Here is a 14,077-nt window from a genome sequence, read left to right as displayed (position 1 = left end):
CATGCGCCTGCTCTACCCGCCGATCGAGCCCTACGAGCAGGGCATGCTCACGGTCGGGGACGGGCAGTCGGTGTATTGGGAGGTCAGCGGCAACCCGGACGGCAAACCGGCGGTATTCCTGCACGGCGGCCCGGGCGGGGGCGTCATACCTGCGCACCGCCGGTTCTTCGATCCCGACCGGTACCGGATCGTGCTGTTCGACCAGCGGGGTTGCGGTAACTCCACCCCGCACCTGGCCGATGACGCGGACCTGTCGGTCAATACCACCTGGCATCTGATCTCCGATATCGAGGCCCTGCGTGAATCGCTCGGTATCGATCGATGGCTGGTGTTCGGCGGTTCCTGGGGCTCCACCCTCGCCCTCGCCTACGCGCAGCGGTATCCCCAGCGGGTCACCGAACTGGTGCTGCGCGGGATCTTCCTGTTGCGCCGCAAGGAGGTCGATTGGTACTACAACGGCCCCGCGGGCTATGTCTACCCGGACGAATGGGAGAAATTCCTGGCCCCGATCCCGCCGGACGAACGCGACGGCGATCTGGTGGAGGTCTACCACCGCCTCCTGCACTCCTCCGACCGGCGGGTTGCCACCGGCGCCGCCGTGGCCTGGTCCAGCTGGGAGGGCGCGACCAGTTCGCTGCTGCCGCAACCGGATCGAATCACCGAAAGCGCCGAACCCCGGTTCGCGATGGCCTTCGCCCGTATCGAGAACCACTATTTCCGCCACGGCGGATTCCTCGAGGAGGGACAGCTCCTCCGGGATATCGACGTCATCGCCGATATCCCGAGCGTGATCGTGCAGGGGCGCCATGATATCGTCTGTCCCGCCGTGAGCGCTTGGGAACTGCACCGCGCCTGGCCGGGTTCGGTTCTGCACATCGTCGACGATGCCGGGCACTCGGCCCACGAACCGGGAATCACCCATCACCTGGTGGAGGCGACCGACGGTTTCGCCGGCAGGAGCCGAGCATGACCACGGCCGGGGCGGCCCTGACCGATGCGCTGCGCGATAACATCGATCGCCTGTTCGACGCCGAACCCGAGGTTCGCATCGACTCCGACGATTCGGTACACCGGATGCGGGTGGCCACCCGGCGGTTGCGCAGTGTGCTGCGCTCCTACAAACGGATCCTGGAACCCGACCCCGCGACTCGAATGCGCGCCGAGTTGGCCTGGCTGGCCGGAATCCTGGGTGTCGCCCGGGATGCCGAGGTACGGGCCGGCCGATTCGCCGCGCTGCTGGACCGTTACTCCGACACCGATTCCGGCGGTGCCGCGCTCGACTGTGCCCGCCACCGTCTGGTGGCCGCCGAACGGGACCACTATGGCACCGCGCACGCCGACATTCTCGCCGCACTGAACACCGACCGCTATCGCGCAATGCGCGAGGAACTGTCCCGCTGGCGCACCGAACCGCCGTTGCGGGAAAGTGAAAGTAGTTCCGACGCCATGGATCTCTTCGAGTCCGTCCTGCGCCGCGACCGCAAACGGGTGCGCCGGCAGATCCGCGCCGAGCCGACCGTGGCACCGAACGAGCGTATCGAGCTTTTGCACGATATCCGTAAGAGCGCCAAGCGGTTACGGTATTCCTGCGAGGCGGCGGCACCGGTGCTCGGAGACCGGGCGACGGCTTTGGGGACGCGTGCCAAAACCTTGCAGACCATCCTCGGCGACCATCGTGACGCGGTGCAGGCGCACGACGCAATCCTCGCCCGCGCCGTCGAGGCCCGCGCCGCGGGCGAGGATGTCACCCTGTTCGGTGTGCTGGCCGACGCCGAGAACACCGCGGCCGGTAGGGCGCTGGCCGAATATCCGGCGGCCGCGGCCGAGATCGACGAGAGCTGAAGCGGGCGCACCCGCACGAGCCCGGAGAATCGTGTCGGCACCGATCACCGGTGCCGACACGATTCTCCGGGTGGCCGCGGACGCTACTGCAGCGCCAACATCGTCCCGTTCAACTGGTGAAGCGGACCGTAGACGGTGAACACCACCCGGCCGTTCGGATGCTCCGAGGATACCGCGGCCGCCGCGTCCAGCGCCTGGCCGAACGACGCCGCCGAGGGATGCGGCAGCCCGCCGAGGGTATGACCGAATTGGTTCTGGTGTACCCACCGTGTATCGGCAGGACTGAGATCCACCCGGACGCCACCCGGCAGCGGGGTAACCGCGACCGCACCGGCGGATCCGGCCCCCAGGGTGGCAATAACAGAAGCGGCCCCGGCGATCAGGACGCCGGTTGCCAAGGAACGTGCTACCCGCATATGAGTTGAGACCTGCTTCCGCATTTCAAATATGAATCGGCCCGCACGGAACGACACGTTCGAGAGCGGACCTGCCGACGGCGACTACTTTATGATGCCGATCACGTTTTCTGCCAGTTCGCACGAATCCCTCGTGGTTCTCTCGTAACCACCGGATGGCTGCTAGGGTGGCCGTCCGTAAGTGGAAAATTCTCGAGCTCTGGAGTTTCACACCGTATGTCCACTCTCGTGTATGACTACCTGCTGCCCCTTCTCGGCCCGGAACAGGCCACCTATTGGGCCCAGGTCCTCGTCATCGATCCGACGGCCTGATCGGACCGCTGGATGAACGTCGCCCCTCGTACATGTCGACGAGGGGCGGTGTCCATCTCGTAGGGCCAGTATTCCGCGGCGTGATCGGACAACATATCGCCCTCGCCGCCGCTTTCTGCATATCCTCCCTGTTCACGGCGGCGTGCGCCGATGATTCCGGCGCCGACGGCGATGCGGCCATCGCCACGGCGACATCCGCGGCCGCCGCTCCGCACCCGGAATCGGTGAAGTCCGCTTCCTTCGTCATCGGCTTCCGCAGGGCGTTCCCGGCCCTCGCCCAGGATCGCGACGAGACCGCTGTTCGGGCGATCTTCACCGAAACCTGCCACGATGTGGGCGCCGGTAACCCGACGCGGACATTTCCGACAAAATTGTCGAACGCACCGAGTCCGGCGATTCGCGGGCAACCCCGGCCGAGAGGGAGGCCATTTCGCGGATGGTGCGGCCGCTGCGCTGATCACCCGCGCATAAATTCCGACGCCCACACCGTCGGATAGCATTTCGGCCGGCAAACTCCTTCTCCTGGAGGACGTATCCGTCGCATATGCGCCACCGGTGGAACGGTGTGCCCGGCAGACCCCGACAAGTTCGTACAACGCCGGCGACCCGACGACGGCCACAGCGGAGCCACGATCAGATGGTTTCAACAGCCGTACGCGCGGCTACGTCACCGACGACGCAGTTCCGGGCGGGCCGGGCCCGCGCGGCGGTCATCGGCCCGCGGGAAACCTTCCCTCGGGATCGGCGCCCGATACGACGAACGGTCGCGAAGAAGCGATATGCCATACGCGGGATGCTTCGCGGCGCATCCGAGCCGCCCGCCTGCCGGGCCGGCACCTCGTTCGAGGATATCGGCCCGGGCGCCGGCCGCTCAGGGACGCAGAACCGCCGTCAGGAATTCGATCTGATCGCGCACCGTCTGCTCGAAGACATCATCGAAATAGATATCGAAATGCCCGGCGGAATAACGTTTCACGGTGGCGTGTTTTGTCCGTTCCGCCGCACGCAGCGCCGGTTTCACCGGGGTGATCGAATCGTTGTCGCACAGCGCGTACAACACCGGCATCTTCAGCGCCTTCGCCTTCCGCCCCGGCGCGTCGAACAGCGCCGAGAACGCGACGCGGGCACCGACTTTCGGCCGATAGGTATCGCTTTCCTCGGCCAGCCTGCCGACCCCGGAGATCACCCCCGTACCGCTCAGCAGGGCCGCCGACCGTTTCCGCCCGGCCAACCGCACCCCGACCGGCCTGCGGCGGATCGTGCCGACCACCAGATCGGTCACCGCGAGGGCGGACACCTTGATCAGGCTGATCGGCCCCTTCGCCAGCGCCGAGGAGAAACCGCTGGTGAACGGCACCTGGGCCACGACCGCCGCGATGTAGTCATCGTCCGGGGCCACCGACAGCACATGCCCGGCACCGAACGAGGTACCCCACAGGGCGATTCGCGTGGCGTCGAAACCACGCACGGTGCGGACGTAGGCGATGGCGGAATTCCAGTCCTCGCGTTGCCGGGCGATATTCACCACCTGCCGCGGCTCCCCGTCGCTGTGCCCGAAATGCCGGTAGTCGAAAACCAGCACCCCCATACCCGCGGCGGCGAACCGCCGCGCGTACCGATCCAATCCCATCCCCCGTGTGGCCCCCAGGCCGTGTCCCATCACCACGATCGGGCGGGGTTTGGACACGCCGTCCGGTAGATACAGCCAGGCGGCGCACTTCTGGCCTCCCGACGGGAAGCCGACCTCGACACGTTCCATGATCTGCAACCGTACCGAGTATCCTGTTCGCGCGGACGAGTCGGCCGGGCGGCCGCGGCGACGGGAACGGGCACCGACCGGTGCCATGCCCGCCGCCGAGGAAAGTCCGGACTCCACAGAGCAGGGCGGTTGCTAACGGCAACCCGGGGTGACCCGCGGGACAGTGCCACAGAAAACAAACCGCCCACGGCCCGCGAGGGCCGTGCGGTAAGGGTGAAACGGTGCGGTAAGAGCGCACCAGCGTCCCGGGTGACCGGGACGGCTAGGTAAACCCCGCCCGGAGCAAGGTCGAAGGCCGCACCGCTCGCGGTGCGGCCGCGCAGGCGTTCGAGGGTTGCTCGCCCGAGCCTGCGGGTGGACTGCTCGAGGTACCCGGCGACGGTGTGCCCAGATGGATGGTCGCCGCCCGGTGCGAACCGGGAACAGGATCCGGCTTATACGCCGACTCGTCCGCCCCTTCCCTGGGCCGTCACGCCAGGTTCAACGGGGGCGCCGGTGCGAAGGTGACCGGTAGTTCCGTGAGGGACCGGTGGAAGGGGCCCGGACACCACGCCGGTCCCTCGTCCCGAACGTCGAGCCGCATCTCCGGCAACGCGTCGAACAGTTGGTCGATGGCCTCCTGGGCGACCATATAAGCGTGGTTCTGCGCGGGACAGTTGCGTTGCCCGAGGCCCCAGGACAGATGCGACCGATTGCCCTTGTGATCGTCGACGTGGATCGAGGGATCGTGGTTACAGGCCGCGATGCCGATGACAACCGGTTGGTGGGCGGGCAGCCAGACACCCTCGATCAGGGCCGGTTGCCGAGGGTAGGTGATGAGGAAGTTCGCCATCGGTGGGTTGTCGAACAAGACCTCGTCCAGCGCGTCGCGGGTGGACAGACTCCCGCCGAGGACACTTCCGCCGAACCGGTCGTCGGTCAGGATGAGGAGCAGGGTATTGGCGATCAGAGTCTGCTGGAGCTCGACCACGGCGCCGTGGTGACCGGCCGGCTGGTGAATCATCTCGGCCTCGTCGAACTCGGCCGGATGCCGCAACAGCCGCGACGTGACGTCTTCGCCGGGTTCGGCCCGTTCCGCCGCCACCAGCTCGGCCAATGCCGCGCTGATCATATGGTTGCCCTCGTCGGCATCGATGCCCTCGAACAGTGCGGCCATACCGGCGGCGACCCGCTGCCCGATCTCCGGCGGACATCCCAACAGCACATTGCAGACCTCGAAGGCCGGCGGGAACGCGTATTGGGCGATGAGGTCGGCGGCTCCGGTCTCGCAGAAGGAATTGATGAGCGGTACGGCGATCCTTTCCACGCTCGCCCGTAGCGCGTGCATATCCACTGCGGCGAGTCCCGCGACGGTGGCTTCCCGGTAGCGCCGCTGGTCGATCCCGCGGCTTCTGGCCGCGGTGGGTCGCCATTCCATGATCGGCAGCACCGGGCAGTCGGCCGGGATGTCCTTCTGCCAGGTGCGCGGATCCGCCGGGAAATGCTCGTGGTCGTTGAGGATGGCCACCGCGGTCCGGTGCTCGATCACCAGAGTGGCGGGTACCCCGGGCGCCAGGTCAACCGGCACCAGCGAGCGGTACCGTTTGCGCATTTCCCGGTACACCCGATGCGGGTCGGCGGCGAATTCCGGTTCGTACAACGGTATTCTCGGGCCGACAGCGTCCCAGGGCGCACTGTGGGCGACAGGACGGGTCGAGTCGAGTCCATCGGACTGTGCCGTACTCGAGAAGGAGCTCCAGACTATTCGTTACATGCCGCGGGCCCGTTCGCCTCGCGTGACGAGTCCACCGGTGCCGTCGAGGACGCCATCGTCCCCATACTGGTCGGTATTCCGGTTTGTATTCTGCCTCAGCGTATTACGAGGCACTGTCACTGTCTTTCGGGCGACGGATCGACCGGTGACCGCGATACGGCGCCGTCGTTCACCCGCCGGGTGCGGCCTCGACGGTCTTCGCCCCGCGACGCTGTAGTGTGGCCGGCTGCATACCCTGGTCGTCGGCGTCCAGCCGCACCGTGTCACCGGGGACCAGGTCGCCGTCGAGCAGCAGTCGGGACAGCTTGTTGTCGACCTCTTTCTGAACCGTTCGACGCAGGGGCCGCGCGCCGTATTCAGGCCGGTAACCGTGTTCGGCCAACCGGTCCACGGCCGTTTCGGTGACGTCGAGCTCGATATCCTGGGCGTGGAGCAGGTGGCGGGTGCCGTCGAGGACGAGGTCGACGATGCGGCGGATCTGCTCCCGGTCCAAGCGGTGGAAGACGATGGTGTCGTCGATGCGGTTGAGGAATTCTGGCCGGAAATGCGAGCGCAGCCGCTCGGTCAGTATCGGGGTGATGGAGTCCAGATCGCCCTCGGGGGCGGTCAGGATCAACTCCGACCCGATATTGCTGGTCATGATCACGATGGTGTTCTTGAAGTCCACCGTGCGGCCCTTGGAGTCGGTGACACGACCGTCATCGAGGAGCTGCAGCAGCACGTTGAACACATCCGGATGCGCCTTCTCGATCTCGTCGAAGAGAATCACCGAATAGGGCCGGCGCCGCACCGTGTCGGTGAGCTGGGCGGCATCGTCGTAGCCGATATATCCCGGCGGCGCGCCGACCAGCCGCGAGACGGTGTGCTTCTCCTGGAACTCGCTCATATCGAACCGGATCAACCGATCCTCGTCACCGAACACCGCCTCGGCCAACGCTTTCGCCAGTTCGGTCTTGCCTACGCCGGTGGGGCCGAGGAACAGGAACGACCCGATGGGTCGGCTCGGATCATGCAGGCCCGCCCGGGCCCGTCGCACGGCCTCGGCCACCGCGAGGATCGCCTCGTCCTGCCCGATCACCCGTTTGTGCAGCACATCCTCGAGGTGGAGCAGGCGATCCCGTTCCTCGGTGGTCAGTTCGGATACCGGGATACCGGTCTGGCGGGAGATCACCTCGGCGATATCGGTGACGGTCACCTCGGGCGCCTCGGTCTCGCCGATCTCGCCGAGTCGCGCTTCGGCAGTGGCGATCTCGGCCTTGAGGTCATTCGCCTTCTCGTAGTCCTCGGCGGCGACGGCCGCGTCCTTCTCCCGCCGCAACCGGGCCAGCTCTTCCGCACGCTCGCGGGTATCCGGTCCCGGCGTGCGGGTCCGCAACCGCACCCGCGCCCCGGCCTGATCGATCATGTCGATGGCCTTGTCGGGCATGAACCGGTCGGTCAGGTAGCGATCGGACAGTTCGGCGGCCGCGACCAGGGCCTCATCCGTGTAGCGCACCTGGTGGTGCTCTTCATAGGCATCGGCGAGCCCGCGCAGGATCTCGATGGTGTCGGCGACGGACGGCTCGGAGACCATGACCGGTTGGAAGCGGCGTTCGAGGGCGGCGTCCTTTTCGATATAGCGGCGGTATTCGTCGACGGTGGTGGCACCGATGGCATGCAGTTCACCGCGGGCCAGTGCCGGTTTGAGCAGGTTTCCGGCGTCCATCGAGCCCTCCGAACTGCTGCCGGCGCCCACGATGGTGTGCAGTTCATCGATGAACACCACCAGTTCGTCCGAATGCGCGCGGACCTCATCGAGGACCTTGGTCAACCGCTCCTCGAACTCACCCCGGTATTTGCTGCCCGCGACGAGCGAACCGATATCGAGGGCGACGACCCGCCGGTCGGCGAGCGTGTTCGGCACATCGCCGTTGACGATGCGCTGCGCCAGCCCTTCCACGATCGCGGTTTTGCCGACGCCCGGATCGCCGATGAGCACCGGGTTGTTCTTGCGCCGCCGGGACAGGATCTCGACCGTCTGCTCGATCTCCTCCGCGCGTCCCACCACCGGGTCGACCTCGCCGGCCCTTGCCTCGGCGGTGAGGTCGCGGCTGTACTCGTCGAGGGTCGGGGTATCGCTGTCCTTGTGGTGGCCGTTGCCACCGGGCAGATGCGTGCCCGCCATGGCCCGCGCCGCCGGGCTGTCGGACATCTCGGCGATACCGAGCAGAATGTGTTCGGGCCCGATATAGCTGCTGCCCGCCTCGGCGGCATTGCGTTGGGCATTGCGCAGGACACGTTTGGCGGCGGGACTCAACGCCACGGCACCGTCGGCGCCGTCACCACCACCGCCCGCACCGCCCGCCACCGCGTCACGCATCTTCACGCTGAGTTCATCCGGGTCGTGGCCGAGTTCGCCGAGGATGCCGCGAGTGGGTTCCACCAGGGTGGCCGCGTACAGCAGGTGTTCGGGGGTGAGCTCGGAACCACCCCAATCCCGGGCCGCCACCTGCGCCGTGGCGACCAGCTGTTTCGCGTTGTCGCTCAGCAGCCTGCCCAGGTCTGTGCGCTGCACCGGCGGCCGCGCCGATATCCCGGGTCCGAAGAATCGCTGGAAGATATCGTCGAAGGAGCTCATCGAATTGGGCCAGGACTCGCTCATGGTCACATCCCATCTCGGTGTTACCGACTGCGGTCACCGGCATCACCGTCTCGGGCGACGCCTTCCTGCACGATGTGTGGCTCCGATTCGCGTTCGACCAGGTCCCGCCGACCCCGTTACGCGACGGGTTCGTCGGTCGGACCACTCCCCTGTGACGGTCGGCGCCTGCTCGCAAGCCGCCCATCGGCCACACGGCGGGAAGTCTCGGCGATCTCGATCCGTATGCTTTTCACCCGTCGCCGCCGTTCCTCGGCAGCTGGTTTGAAGGATACTCGGCTCACCGACGGCGTGCGGCCGTCGATGGTCGACCGACCCGACCACACCAGAACAATTGAACACCTTTTCATATGTGTATGTGGCGTAGGCTACCCGCCATGGGACACGGGGTCGAGGGACGCAACCGGCCCTCCGCGCAGTTGAACGCCGAAGCCGCGGCACAGGTGGCCACCACTCTGCAGGCGCTGGCCACCACGAGCCGACTGATGATCCTCAGCCGGCTACGCCAGGGCCCGCTTCCCGTCCGCGAACTGGCCGATGCCATCGGAATGGAACAGTCCGCGGTCTCCCACCAACTCCGACTGCTGCGCAATCTCGGCCTGGTGGTTGGCACCCGCACCGGCCGCAATATCGTCTACAGCCTCTACGACAATCATGTGGCGCAACTGCTCGACGAAGCGATCTACCACAGCGAGCACCTGCGCCTCGGACTCGCGGACCGACCGGAAACCGCGGGCTGACAACCTCGTTCACCTGCCGGGAGGGAGCAGATGACCATCCTCGTTACCGGGGCCACCGCAAATATCGGCCGCAAGGTGGTCGACGAACTACTCGCCCGCGGCGCCACCGATATTCGCGCCCTGACCATCGACCCCCGCAAGGCCGCGCTACCCCCCGGAGTCGATGCCGTACCCGGTTATCTGCGCAAACCCGAAACCTTGCGCGCCGCCTTCAACGGGGTCGAACGCATGTACCTGGCACCCACCCCGGACTCCGTCGACGAGGTACTGGTCCTCGCCCGAACCGCCGGAATCCGCCATATCGTCGACCTCTCCGGCGAACCGGACAGCTGGTGGGGCACCGTCACCGGCGCGGTCGAGGCGAGCGGAATCGCCTGGACACACCTGTGGCCCGGCGATTTCATGGAGAACACCCGAATCTGGGAACGCCAGATCCGGGAAACCGACGCGGTGCACGAACCGTATCCGGATGCCGGCAGCACCCCCATCGCCATGGACGATATCGCCGCCGTCGCCGCCACGGCACTGCTCGACGACGGCCATATCGGGAAATCCCATTCCCTGACCGGCCCGGAGAAACTCACCCGCATCCAACTCGTGCGGCAACTCGCCACCGCCCTGGGCCGGGATATCCGCTTCGTCCGGGTATCCCGGGAGGAAACCATCGATTTCCTGACTCCCGCCATGGGCGATACCGCCGAATGGTACGTCGAGAATGTCCTCACCGGCCTCGACGAGAACACCCTTCCTCCGAACCACACCGTCGAGGACATCCTCGGCCGCCCCGCGATGACATTCGCCCACTGGGCGGCCCGGTACGCGCGCGAATATTTCACCGCACCGGCCCGGTGATGAAGATTCGCCGAATCGATGTGGACGAATGGCCGGCAGCACGGGCGGCGCGACTGGCCGCCCTCGCCGACTCGGCACCCGGGCTGTTCTCGGTCACCTACCCCGAGGCGCTGGAGTGGGCGGACGAGCAGTGGCGCCGGTGGACCGCCGGGCGCGCGGTGTTCGTCGCCGAGAGCGCCGACGCGCCGGTCGGCCTGGCAGCCGGGCTCCCCACCGTGGACCCGCCGGAGATGACCTCGATGTGGACGGCGCCCTCCGCTCGCGGCACAGGCGTCTCCGATCGCCTGGTACAGACCGTGGTGGGCTGGGTTCGGGCCTCGGCCCGACGGGAGCTTCGGCTGTGGGTACTCGGGGACAACCGATACGCGCGGAACCTCTATCTCCGAAACGGATTCGCGCCGACCGGGCGGACCCGACCGTGCTCGCCCACCGATCCGCGTCCCGAACATCAGATGAGGCTGCTCCTCTGAGACCGACAGTGCACCCCGGAGCCTTGTGGGCGATGCCCCTCCCCCATCGCCCCCCTCTCGTTGTTAGATGAGGTAAAGATCATCCGAGGAGAACGAGAGGACGTCGAATTCATGGCCGAAAGGATCGCAGTGGTGTCCGGGGCCGCCCGGGGTATCGGGGCGGCCGTCGCGAAACGGCTGGCCTCCGACGGGATGAAGGTCGGGGTGCTCGACCTCGACGAAGCCGCGTGCGCGGAGACCGTCTCGGCGATTACCGCGGCCGGCGGGCAGGCGCTGGCGTTGGGAGCCGATGTGAGCGACGAGGCGTCGGTGCAGGCGGCGGTCCAGCGGCTGGCGTCCGAGCTCGGCGAACCCACCGTGGTGGTGAACAATGCCGGCATTCTGCGCGACAACCTGCTGTTCAAGATGAGCGCCGACGACTGGGACGCGGTGATGAACGTGCACCTGCGGGGCGCCTTCCTGCTCACCCGGGCCGTGCAGAAGTACATGGTGGAGCAGAAGTGGGGGCGGATCGTGAACATGTCCAGCACCTCAGCGCAGGGCAACCGCGGGCAGGCCAACTACTCCACGGCCAAGGCGGGGCTACAGGGATTCACCAAGACCCTCGCCATCGAGCTCGGGAAGTACGGGGTCACTGCGAACGCGATCGCGCCCGGCTTCATCGTCACCGAGATGACCGCCGCGACCGCGGCCCGGGTGGGCGCGGATTTCGAGGAGTTCCAGAAGGCGATTGCCGCGCAGACTCCGGTGAACCGGGTCGGATACCCGGAGGATATCGCCCATACGGCGTCGTTCCTCGTCAGTGAGGGGGCCGGATTCGTCTCGGGTCAGGTCATCTATGTGGCGGGCGGCCCGAAGGACTGATCGCATCCAGGCCGGCCGGCCGACGATCGTCGCGGACCGGCCGCCACGGGCACGACAGCCTGCCACGGAATCCTCAGATGCGGAAATATACTGACCTCCGTGTCTGACCTGCGGAGAAAGTCCACGGGCGCAGAGGTAGCGGGCCCGTTCCGGCCGTATCGCGGCGAGCCGGGAATCGGTCGACGAACGGGCTCGAGGTGCTCGAGGTGGGAGTGTGGCGGGTCGCGTCGGGGAAGTCGACGCGCATCGTGGTGGAGATTCCGGAAGGTGACGGCAATGGATCGGTTCCCTGTGCGCGTGTTGCGTTTCCTGCTTCCCACAGTGCTCGCCGCCGCGCTGTCGGCCGGGTGCGTATCGGTGGACACCACCCGGCACGAGCCCGGTGAGATCCGCGAGCGGCTGTCCGTCTTCGCGGCCGCTTCGCTCACCGAGACATTCACCCGCCTCGGCGAACAGTTCGAAGACGCCCACCCCGATGTCGATGTGGTGTTCAATTTCGGCGGCAGTTCCACACTGGCCGAACAGATCCGCCTGGGCACCCCGGCCGATGTATTCGCCTCGGCCGCCCCACAACCCATGGAACGACTTGTCGTATCCGGAGGACTCGCCGCCGCACCGCTCACCTTCGCGCGCAACCGACTGGAGATCGCGGTGCCCGAGGGCAACCCCGCCGGTATCACCGGATTGGCCGATTTCGGGCGCGGCGATCTACGCACCGCGGTATGCGCCGAAGAGGTGCCGTGCGGCAGCGCCGCGCGGACGGTGCTGCAGACCGCGGGGATCACGGCGAAACCGTCCGTCACCGAACCCGACGTGAAGGCGGTGCTGAACACGGTGCGCCTCGGCGAGGTGGACGCCGGGCTGGTGTACCGCACCGATGTACGGGCGGCGGCCGACGCCGTGGACGGTATCGAGTTCCCGGAGGCCGATCAGGCGAGCAACGACTATCAGATCGCCCCGACAGCGGCGGCGCACGACCCCGACACCGCGGCGGCCTTCGTCGACTTCGTCACCGCAGCGCAGGCCCGGTCGGTGCTCGACGCGGCGGGATTCGACAGGCCGTAATCCCGTGGTCGCCTCGACCCCGAACGGTGCGGACCGTTGTCCCATGCAGCCGCGAAAAGGCAATGAGCCCCCGTTACTGCGCCAGATAGCTCGTATCGTTGACCAGCCGGACCGACGAACCGCCATCGGGGTAGAACTCGGCGATCGACAGCGACGCCAGGTCCAGATGCAACCGGTACAACAGTGACGGACCCACTCCGAGCGCCAGTTGCAGCAGCGTCTTGATCGGCGTGACATGGCTGACCACGACGATATTCGCGCCCGGATACAGGGCCACCAGATCGCGGCGGACCACCGCGACGCGCTCGCGGACCTCGTCGAAACTCTCCCCGCCCGGGGCGCGCAGCGACGGGTCGCCGAGCCAACGGGCGTGCAGGTCCGGGTCGCGTTCGGTGGCCTCGCGGAAGGTAAGCCCTTCCCAGTCACCGAAATCGGTTTCGACGAGTCCGTCCACCACCCGCACCGGGATGTCGAGCGCCGCGCCCGCCGCCTCCGCGGTCTCCCGGGCACGACCCAGAGGAGAGGTCACCACGGCCGCGATATCGCCTTTGGCGGCGAGCATTTTCGCGGCCCGGTCGGCCTGTTCGCGGCCGAGGGAAGTGAGCGGCGGATTTCCGCGACCGGAGTAACAACGCTGCACCGAGAGCTCGGTCTGCCCGTGGCGCAGCAGCAGCAGGCGGGTCGGGCGGCCGGTCGCGCCGGTCCAACCGGGGCCGATCCGGGCCTCGGAGAGACGAGCGGATGCGCTGCGGGAATCGGCGGATGCCATAGCGGAGGGCGTGGTCACCTCCCGCACCTCATCGATCCAACCCCCCGGCTCCCGCGCGGGTCGCGTCGGAGCCGCGGGAGTACGGCGGTCACCGTCATCGACCGCACCGGTACACGACCCGGCGGGTGACCGTTCGGCGGCGCCCCCCTGCCCGGCATCGCGGGCGGCCCGGACTTCGCCGACCAGGTCGCCATCGTCCATGGCCTCATTGGCCAGCCGATCGGCGTGCGCGTTGTCGGCCCGCGGGATCCAGGTGAAAACCACCTCGTCGAAGCCGGCGACCAGCCGACGCGCCCGGTCGGCGAGCGGGATCAGGGCGGCATGTTTGACCTTCCAGCGCCCCGACATCTGCTCGATGACCAGTTTCGAATCCATCCGCACCGAGACCACGCGGGCGCCGAGTTCGGCCGCGGCCTCCAAACCGGCGACGAGCCCCCGGTATTCGGCCACATTGTTGGTGGTGACGCCGAGGAATTCCTTGCGTTCGGCGAGCACCCCGATACGGTCGGCGTCGTAGACCACCGCCCCGTAACCGGCCGGCCCGGGATTGCCGCGGGAACCGCCGTCGGCCTCGACCATCACCTCACGCACGGCCAT

At 67.3% G+C, this 14,077-nt stretch carries 13 protein-coding genes and 1 other RNA gene; 9 read left to right on the top strand and 5 right to left on the bottom strand.

All coding sequences use genetic code 11. The annotated features are described in order from the left end of the window. Position 1 precedes the first annotated feature (1 nt). Positions 2-970, top strand: a complete 969-nt coding sequence (pip, locus tag ON20_RS08335) for a prolyl aminopeptidase (RefSeq protein ID WP_040834378.1) — start codon at positions 2-4, stop codon at positions 968-970. Further along, positions 967-1,842 (top strand): CHAD domain-containing protein, encoded by an 876-nt coding sequence (locus tag ON20_RS08330; protein WP_040834377.1) that lies wholly within the window; start codon positions 967-969, stop codon positions 1,840-1,842. Before pip ends, ON20_RS08330 begins: the two co-directional genes overlap by 4 nt. 83 nt (positions 1,843-1,925) lie before the next feature. On the opposite strand, the gene ON20_RS08325 is transcribed toward ON20_RS08330, so the two are convergent. Continuing rightward, a complete protein-coding gene (locus tag ON20_RS08325) occupies positions 1,926-2,258 on the bottom strand; it encodes a hypothetical protein (protein ID WP_040834376.1) in 333 nt (110 codons plus the stop codon). 1,183 nt (positions 2,259-3,441) lie between these two features. Then, positions 3,442-4,329, bottom strand: a complete 888-nt coding sequence (locus tag ON20_RS08315) for an alpha/beta hydrolase (protein WP_040834414.1) — start codon at positions 4,327-4,329, stop codon at positions 3,442-3,444. A 36-nt stretch (positions 4,330-4,365) separates the two neighbouring features. Here ON20_RS08315 and rnpB point away from each other — a divergent pair. Then, positions 4,366-4,782, top strand: an RNA gene (rnpB, locus tag ON20_RS32960) — RNase P RNA component class A. A gap of 16 nt (positions 4,783-4,798) precedes the next feature. Here the strand turns inward: rnpB and ON20_RS08310 are convergent. Beyond that, a complete protein-coding gene (locus tag ON20_RS08310; RefSeq protein WP_306306831.1) occupies positions 4,799-5,968 on the bottom strand; it encodes a cytochrome P450 family protein in 1,170 nt (389 codons plus the stop codon). A 283-nt stretch (positions 5,969-6,251) separates the two neighbouring features. Further along, positions 6,252-8,723 (bottom strand): ATP-dependent Clp protease ATP-binding subunit, encoded by a 2,472-nt coding sequence (locus ON20_RS08305; RefSeq protein ID WP_040834413.1) that lies wholly within the window; start codon positions 8,721-8,723, stop codon positions 6,252-6,254. Between the two features lie 17 nt (positions 8,724-8,740). On the opposite strand from ON20_RS08305, the gene ON20_RS37860 reads away from it, so the two are divergent. The 6 genes from ON20_RS37860 (at position 8,741) to modA (ending at position 12,711) form a co-directional block, all read left to right on the top strand. Continuing rightward, the gene (locus ON20_RS37860; RefSeq protein WP_218002474.1) at positions 8,741-8,878 is read left to right on the top strand and encodes a hypothetical protein; all 138 of its coding nucleotides are present in this window, start codon (positions 8,741-8,743) and stop codon (positions 8,876-8,878) included. Positions 8,879-9,097: 219 nt separating this feature from the next. After that, complete coding sequence (locus ON20_RS08300; protein WP_040834373.1) at positions 9,098-9,460, top strand: ArsR/SmtB family transcription factor; 363 nt, start codon at positions 9,098-9,100, stop codon at positions 9,458-9,460. A gap of 30 nt (positions 9,461-9,490) precedes the next feature. Beyond that, on the top strand, positions 9,491-10,312 hold the full coding sequence (locus ON20_RS08295; protein ID WP_040834372.1) for an NAD(P)H-binding protein: 822 nt from the start codon (positions 9,491-9,493) through the stop codon (positions 10,310-10,312). After that, positions 10,312-10,782: a GNAT family N-acetyltransferase gene (locus tag ON20_RS08290; protein ID WP_051161943.1), complete on the top strand. Its 471-nt coding sequence runs from the start codon at positions 10,312-10,314 to the stop codon at positions 10,780-10,782. The genes ON20_RS08295 and ON20_RS08290 overlap by 1 nt, the downstream gene beginning before the upstream one ends. 111 nt (positions 10,783-10,893) lie before the next feature. Continuing rightward, a complete protein-coding gene (gene fabG, locus ON20_RS08285) occupies positions 10,894-11,646 on the top strand; it encodes a 3-oxoacyl-ACP reductase FabG (RefSeq protein WP_040834371.1) in 753 nt (250 codons plus the stop codon). A gap of 276 nt (positions 11,647-11,922) precedes the next feature. Further along, entirely contained in the window at positions 11,923-12,711 is a 789-nt protein-coding gene (gene modA, locus ON20_RS08280) for a molybdate ABC transporter substrate-binding protein (protein ID WP_083864748.1), read from the top strand. Between the two features lie 73 nt (positions 12,712-12,784). Here the strand turns inward: modA and ON20_RS08275 are convergent, their stop codons facing one another. Then, a complete protein-coding gene (locus ON20_RS08275; RefSeq protein WP_040834370.1) occupies positions 12,785-14,077 on the bottom strand; it encodes a bifunctional RNase H/acid phosphatase in 1,293 nt (430 codons plus the stop codon).

Source organism: Nocardia brevicatena NBRC 12119, assembly GCF_000308495.1.
GTDB lineage: Bacteria > Actinomycetota > Actinomycetes > Mycobacteriales > Mycobacteriaceae > Nocardia > Nocardia brevicatena.
This window is presented reverse-complemented; position numbering and strand designations above follow the sequence as displayed.

Coding starts and splice junctions, on each gene's coding strand:
- pip (WP_040834378.1), top strand. CDS start 2: ATGCGCCTGCTCTACCCGCCGATCGAGCCCTACGAGCAGGGCATGCTC.
- ON20_RS08330 (WP_040834377.1), top strand. CDS start 967: ATGACCACGGCCGGGGCGGCCCTGACCGATGCGCTGCGCGATAACATC.
- ON20_RS08325 (WP_040834376.1), bottom strand. CDS start 2,258: ATGCGGGTAGCACGTTCCTTGGCAACCGGCGTCCTGATCGCCGGGGCC.
- ON20_RS08315 (WP_040834414.1), bottom strand. CDS start 4,329: ATGGAACGTGTCGAGGTCGGCTTCCCGTCGGGAGGCCAGAAGTGCGCC.
- ON20_RS08305 (WP_040834413.1), bottom strand. CDS start 8,723: ATGAGCGAGTCCTGGCCCAATTCGATGAGCTCCTTCGACGATATCTTC.
- ON20_RS08300 (WP_040834373.1), top strand. CDS start 9,098: ATGGGACACGGGGTCGAGGGACGCAACCGGCCCTCCGCGCAGTTGAAC.
- ON20_RS08295 (WP_040834372.1), top strand. CDS start 9,491: ATGACCATCCTCGTTACCGGGGCCACCGCAAATATCGGCCGCAAGGTG.
- ON20_RS08290 (WP_051161943.1), top strand. CDS start 10,312: ATGAAGATTCGCCGAATCGATGTGGACGAATGGCCGGCAGCACGGGCG.
- fabG (WP_040834371.1), top strand. CDS start 10,894: ATGGCCGAAAGGATCGCAGTGGTGTCCGGGGCCGCCCGGGGTATCGGG.
- modA (WP_083864748.1), top strand. CDS start 11,923: ATGGATCGGTTCCCTGTGCGCGTGTTGCGTTTCCTGCTTCCCACAGTG.
- ON20_RS08275 (WP_040834370.1), bottom strand. CDS start 14,077: ATGGCCGTGCGTGAGGTGATGGTCGAGGCCGACGGCGGTTCCCGCGGC.